Genomic DNA, 6,762 nt, shown 5'->3' on the forward strand with positions numbered 1-6,762 from the left:
TAGGAGAGGAGTAACGTGAAAATACCATTTTCAACATTCAATAGAATGCATGATGAAGTAAAAGAAGAATTAGAGATAGCATTTAATAAAGTCTTGGACAAAGGCTGGTTTATACAGGGACAAGAGTGTGAACTTTTTGAAAGAGAGTTTGCAGAATTTTGTGAAGCAAAGCATTGTGTAGGGTGCGGAAACGGGCTTGATGCTCTGTATTTGATTTTAAAAGCTTTAGATATTAAGCAAGGCGATGAAGTAATTATACCGTCAAATACGTTTATAGCTACAGCCCTTGCAGTGTCATATGTTGGTGCAACTCCTGTATTTGTTGAACCTGAATTATGGAGTTATAATTTAAATTCGGATTTAATAGAAGAGAAAATTACAGATAGAACTAAGGCCATTATTGCAGTCCATTTGTACGGACAAGCTGCTAAAATGGACTGCATTTGTTCTATTGCAAGGAAACATAATTTAAAGGTCATAGAAGATTGCGCTCAGGCTCATGGTGCGGAATATAAGGGCCAAAAGATAGGAACGTTTGGTGATGCCGCAGGATTTAGTTTTTACCCTGGCAAAAACTTAGGTGCATTAGGGGATGGTGGCGCTGTTATTTGCAATGATAAAGAGTTGGCAGACAAAGTAAGAGCATTGTCAAATTACGGTTCAGCAGAGAAATATAATCATATATATCAAGGAACGAACTCAAGGTTAGATGAGATCCAGGCAGCTTTCTTGCGGGTGAAATTGAAAAATTTAGATAAATGGAATGAGGATCGACGGAAAACTGCGGACAGATATTTGGATGGAATAAAAAACAGGAAGATAATTCTGCCAAAAGTCAGTGCTGATTGCAGGCACGTCTGGCATATTTTTGCAATCCGAAGTGAAATGAGAGATGAACTAGAAAAGTATTTAAATGAAAAGGAAATTGGAACTACAAAACATTATCCAATTCCATTGCATTTGCAGAAAGCTTATAGCGACTTGGGGTTTACAGAAGGAGATTTTCCTATTGCAGAAAAGATATCTTCTACTCAATTGAGTCTGCCTATGTATTACGGAATGCAGAATGATGAAATTGAATATGTAATTGAAACTATTAACAGATTTTAGAAAGATGAATTATGGGAAGATTAAAACTATTTATTGAAAACTTTGTTGTATATGGTATTGGCGGGGTAATAAGTAAAATAGTGCCATTAATTATGTTACCGATTGTCACCCGGCTTATGCCAAATACAGAATATTTTGGCCTTAATGATATTTCTGTAGTAATAGTTTCTTTTGGTACGGCTATAGCAGTTATGGGAATGTACGATGCCATGTATCGTATGTTTTTTGAAAGAGATGAACAGGAATATAAGGAAGAAATATGTTCTAGTACATTAGGTTTTACTCTTGCCACATCCGTTATTGTCTTTTTAATCTTGATTCTCTTCCGCAACTTTTTTGCGAGAGTTTTTTTTGGCTCTGGAAAGTACTCTAATCTGCTACTTCTTACAGCCTTAAGCATACTAATTGGTGGAACCAATTCTATAGTGAGTGCTCCAACAAGAATGAAAAATCAAAGGAAAATATTTTTGGTTACAAATACTTTAAGTCCAATTCTGTCATATAGCGTTTCAATCCCATTATTGATAAAAGGGTACTATATCATAGCACTTCCCTTGGCGAGCGTCATCGCTGCCCTTTCTATGGAAATAATCTTTTTAATTTTAAATAGAAGATGGTTTGATTTAAAAAAAGTAAAATGGAAACATATCAAAACTATGTTATACATAGCATTGCCTCTTTTTCCTAATTTCTTGGTATATTGGATTTTTAACGCATGTGATCGGTTAATGATTGCAAATATGCTTGGAAATGATCAGGTTGGTATTTACGCAATCGGAGCAAAGATTGGACAAGTCAGTCAACTTATCTATACAGCATTTGCTGGTGGCTGGCAATTTTTTGCTTTTTCTACAATGAAAGATCAGGATCAGGTGAAAATGACATCAAATATTTTTGAATATTTAGGCCTTGTTTCATTTGGTGCAGGAATGCTGATGACAACAATGTCTGATTTCATTTTTAAAATATTTTTTATTGGAGACTATATCCAGGGAGCCATTGTAGCACCATATTTATTCTTTTCTCCGTTGCTGCTAATGCTTTTTCAAATAGCATGTAATCAATTTTTAATTATAAAAAAGACTTGGCCTAATTTATTAATTCTATCATTTGGTGCATTAGTAAATATAGCTGTCAATTGGGTTGGAATCCAACATATGGGTATAGAGGGGGCTGCGTTAGGAACTCTGTGTGGGTATGCTGTATCAATAATTATCTGTGTACTCGTTTTAGAAAGGATGAAACTGCTAAAGGTATCTAAAAGATTTATGTTTTGTGTGTTGATTACAACCCTATATGCTATTATTTGGAGACTCTTTTTGATGGAGCACAAGATACTAAGTTTTGGGCTAACTTTGTGTGTTTTGGCGGGTTTTATCATGCTATATTTTAAAGACATAATGTCAGTAGTAAAAAGGGAGAGGTAGAATACATGATAAGAAGATTAGAAAAAAAAGATGCCGAAAGAATGCTGGAATGGATGCATGATGAAGAAATCAATCATAACTTTAGTGTGGATTTTGAAAGCCATACATTGGAGGATGCCATTAATTTCATTGAAAATAGCTTTGATGAAAAGAATCAACATTTTGCTGTAGTGGATGAAGATGACATTTATCAGGGCTCTATTAGTCTAAAAAACATATCATACACAGATTATAATGCAGAATATGCAATAGTGCTGCGTCGAGATGCATTAGGAAAAGGATATTCTCAGGAGGCAACATGGAAAATACTGGAATATGCTTTTAATGAATTGGGACTGTATAAAGTATATTTAAATGTGCTTGAAGGAAATAAAAGAGCTAGACGATTTTATGAAAAAATGGGATTTAAGCCGGAAGGTGTGTTTGAAGAACACAAATATGTGCAGGGAAGGTTTCACAATTTATGCTGGTATGCGATATTTAAGACTAATGGAGAAAAGGGTGAAAAGTCACGTGATAAATCCATCTAAATTTTCAAAAGATATATATACGCAAGAAGTTTTATTAAAAGCTGCCTATGCATTTACGGACTGTAGCTATATTCATTTAGATACAGATGCTGAAGATTACATAGTTTCTTTAACTCCCAAAGAGGGTACAGATGCAAACCATTTGTATGAAAAATTTGAAAATGAATTGATTGCCCAAGAAACTCGGCGCTTGGTTGCTGAAAAGACAAAGAACATTCGAGAACTTACAGTAGCACGTGCGCTGGCGTCTACTATTGTAAACGTGTCAGCTGATGCAGTGGAATCGACGGATATGATTCAAATAGTATTTTAAAGGATTGGTTGAACAAGATGAGGAAGAAATTACTTCTGAGTAAAGAATTGTACAATTATACAGACGTTCAAGAAACGATACAGGCCTATAGCTCCTTAGCTTCAATAGAACTTTCAAGTAATCAGCAATACTTAATCTGTGACTTTCATAGTTGCTTATACGATTTGGTAAAAACGATAAGTGAATTTGAAAATTATTTAATTGGAGTGTCAAATCTGAGTATTCCGGCTTCCGTGTCCCTGCTGTCCGGTGTTAGGAAACCGCCAATCCGTTTTTAAGGAAACCATCATTCCGGTGGTGGAAACCTTTATCATAAATCTTTTAGAATGTAACTATGCACCATGCGGTGTAAATACATTCAAAGGAGGTCACTTGTATGACCAAATATCGAGAGATTCTAAGGTTGAAATCCTTAGGTCTTAGTCAACAGAACATCGCCGACAGCTGCGGTGTCTCTAAGAAAACGGTTAATCGAGTTCTTAAACGTGCCCTGGAATTATCTATCTCCTGGCCACTTGATGAAAATGAGACCGATGTTGTACTGGCAGAGAAGTTTTTCCCTTCTGCCAAACAAATCACATCCAATAAGAGGATGCCTGATTATGCTTACGTCCGCGAAGAACTTTTACGTAATGGTGTGAGCAAGAAACTTTTATGGACAGAATACATGGAGGATTGTCGTGCTAATAATGAGGAACCACTCATGTACTCTCAGTTCTGCTTTCACATTCAACAGGACGAGCAGAAACATCGCGCTACTCGACAACCTACAATGAGGAACAAGATATTTTTAATTGAAAGTAATGCCATATCCTATTGTCCTGTCTGTGGAGAACCTCTCGTTTATAAAGACTCCTGCGAGTGGGACATGCTGCTGGAAGGACATGAACGCCATATTTACCTAATTCGCCGGTTATGTAAATGAAGAAGAGACGGGGATTACAGTGTATAAATGATGTGAAAGCTGTAATTGAGCTGATATACTTTTTGGTGGTGAGGTGAGCAAATACGGTAGACCATAGGAGGTAAGAAGCGCATATTAAATTCGGTGAATTTCTCTTCCCAACCGCAAAGTTCAGCAGATAACGGCTGGAAAAGTGTTTGACAGTATGGTAGAATCAAGAAAAATAGGAAGAGGCACAGGCAACATTTTTGACTGATACTATTGTGGAGGTATTTTATGGGGAAAATTGAAGGTATCCGTATACAAAATTATGGTGCATTACACTCTATATGTATGGGAAAACTTTTTAGCTATCAGAAAGGAAAACCTCTTGGCAATATGGTAACAATTATTGGCCCAAGCGGTACGGGAAAGAGCACAATTGCTGATGCTTTTGGGTTCATTGCAGATTGCCTGGAAAAGGGTGTTGAAGAAGCTTGTGATATGGGGAATAGAGGTGGTTTTAAACAGCTTGTATCGCAGGGGAGTGAACCAATCATTCGATTTGAATTATATTATAGGGAAACGAGTACATCCAAGCCAATAACGTATGAGTTAGCTATTGCTATGGATAAAAATGAACGACCATATGTATTAGATGAACGATTGAGGCAAAGAGTAGAAAAAAGAGGGTGGCCCAAATCATTTTTGAATCTTCACGAGGGTGTTGGGTATGCTTTTGAGGGTAAAGAAGGATGGCAGGACGATGATGGAAATATAACGGGACAGGGAAAACGTGTTGAGGTAGATCTGGCAGATAAAAGAAAATTAGGGATTGCAACATATGGAGCTATGTCACAATATAATCGAATCGTGGATTTTATGAACTTTCTGAGAAGTTGGTATTTATGTTATTTTTCTCCGGATTCGGCCCGACAAATACAATATGCAGCACCTCAGGCACATTTAAATAGAACGGGAAGTAATTTAAATAATGTAGCACAGTATATGTATAGGGAGGATAAAGTAGCTTTTGAGCGCATTTTAAAAGACATCCAGACAAAATTACCGGGGGTTGATTCAATACAACCACAATATTTGGAGAATGGACAGATGGTGCTCCGTTTTTTGGAAAGAGGGTTTGAGAAACCATTTTATTCTCCACATATGTCCGATGGAACGTTAAAGCTTTTTGCATACTATCTATTATTACATGAAAAATCACCCAGACAGCTAGTTTTTATCGAAGAACCTGAAAATGGCTTATATCATCAATATCTTACAGATCTGGCATATGAAATGAGAAAAAATGTAGGCTCTGGTTTTTCAAAACAGCTTTTTGTGACAACTCATAGTCCATTTTTTGTGAATGCACTTTCTCCGGATGACGTGTGGGTTTTAGAAAAAGAGGGGGATGGTTTTTCCGTAATACAAAGAGCGTCCGAGTATGAATTTGTAAAAGAGATGTCAGATGAGAATATACTCCTAGGTGATTTATGGTATAGTAAATACTTTGGATAAGTGAGGGAAAAATGCGAATAGAATTTTTAGTTGAAGATGCATCAGGGAAGGTTCTGCTTACTAAAATTATGGATAAATATGTATCAGAAACCCCTTTATTTCAAATTGAATATTCCATATTATCATATAAAGGTATTGGAGGGCTCCCTAAAGGTTCAAATGTCAATAATGTTAAAGCACAACAGCTTTTAAAGGACTTACCTAAAAGAATGAAAGCAATCCAGGCTAAATATGGGGGTGCGGAAGATGTTTCCATATTTATTGTTTTAGACAATGATACCCGTAATACAATGGAATTTAAAAGACAGCTGAAGAATGTGGCAAAGAGGGAACAAATTTCAATGGATTATGTCTTCTGTATTGCTATAGAAGAAATGGAAGCATGGTTACTGGGGGACAAGGATGCTATTCAGGCGGCTTATGCAAAGGTCTCAGATCGAATAGCTTCCAAACATTCAGGGTATAAACAAGATAGTATCTGCGGTACTTGGGAATATCTGGCAGATATGATAACAAAAGGCGGTATATCAAGATTCCAAAAAATGAACCCAACTGCGTTTGATGTAGGACGCTGCAAATCAGAATGGGCTGAAAATATCGGGAGACAAATGAATATCCGCCGGAATAGTTCTCCAAGTTTCCAGAGTTTTATAAATGAACTGGATATAAGAAAAACTAGATGTTTTTGTTCGTCTACATATTGAATTCTTGAGTTACCGCAAAATGTAATCATCTATCTGTACAGATACAATTGGTTCAGGTGTTAAAAATTTGTACAAACACACACCAATTTATTCTGATGGTGGAAAACCTGAACTATTTGAGGATGATGTGTTTAAAATTTCCATCCCATTGAATGTGGAAGCTGCAAATGAGGCAAAAGAAAAAGATAAATTATCTGAAAGAGAAAAAGCGATATTTGATATGATTCAAAAGAATAACACTCTTTCAGTTGAAGAAGTCATGGCAGAACTTTCT

8 protein-coding genes are annotated in these 6,762 nt (G+C 36.2%); all 8 read left to right on the top strand.

Going from position 1 to position 6,762, the window contains the following annotated elements; translation table 11 throughout:
- Positions 1–15: 15 nt before the first annotated feature.
- Complete coding sequence (locus tag BN3456_RS08195; protein WP_089983647.1) at positions 16–1,110, top strand: DegT/DnrJ/EryC1/StrS family aminotransferase; 1,095 nt, start codon at positions 16–18, stop codon at positions 1,108–1,110.
- Between the two features lie 11 nt (positions 1,111–1,121).
- Positions 1,122–2,537, top strand: a complete 1,416-nt coding sequence (locus tag BN3456_RS08200; protein WP_089983648.1) for a lipopolysaccharide biosynthesis protein — start codon at positions 1,122–1,124, stop codon at positions 2,535–2,537.
- Between the two features lie 5 nt (positions 2,538–2,542).
- Positions 2,543–3,067, top strand: a complete 525-nt coding sequence (locus BN3456_RS08205; protein WP_089983649.1) for a GNAT family N-acetyltransferase — start codon at positions 2,543–2,545, stop codon at positions 3,065–3,067.
- Positions 3,051–3,380, top strand: a complete 330-nt coding sequence (gene hxsD, locus BN3456_RS08210) for a His-Xaa-Ser system protein HxsD (protein WP_176699141.1) — start codon at positions 3,051–3,053, stop codon at positions 3,378–3,380. The genes BN3456_RS08205 and hxsD overlap by 17 nt, the downstream gene beginning before the upstream one ends.
- A 376-nt stretch (positions 3,381–3,756) precedes the next feature.
- On the top strand, positions 3,757–4,305 hold the full coding sequence (locus BN3456_RS08215) for a sigma factor-like helix-turn-helix DNA-binding protein (protein WP_347458027.1): 549 nt from the start codon (positions 3,757–3,759) through the stop codon (positions 4,303–4,305).
- 255 nt (positions 4,306–4,560) lie between these two features.
- On the top strand, positions 4,561–5,784 hold the full coding sequence (locus BN3456_RS08220; RefSeq protein WP_089983651.1) for an AAA family ATPase: 1,224 nt from the start codon (positions 4,561–4,563) through the stop codon (positions 5,782–5,784).
- A gap of 11 nt (positions 5,785–5,795) precedes the next feature.
- Positions 5,796–6,488 (top strand): DUF4276 family protein, encoded by a 693-nt coding sequence (locus tag BN3456_RS08225; RefSeq protein ID WP_089983652.1) that lies wholly within the window; start codon positions 5,796–5,798, stop codon positions 6,486–6,488.
- A gap of 67 nt (positions 6,489–6,555) precedes the next feature.
- Positions 6,556–6,762: hypothetical protein (locus BN3456_RS08230; RefSeq protein ID WP_347458028.1), on the top strand; the 207-nt coding region annotated here is incomplete at its 3' end.

It is taken from the genome of Clostridium sp. C105KSO13 (assembly GCF_001517425.1).
Taxonomy (GTDB): Bacteria; Bacillota; Clostridia; order Lachnospirales; family Lachnospiraceae; genus Muricomes.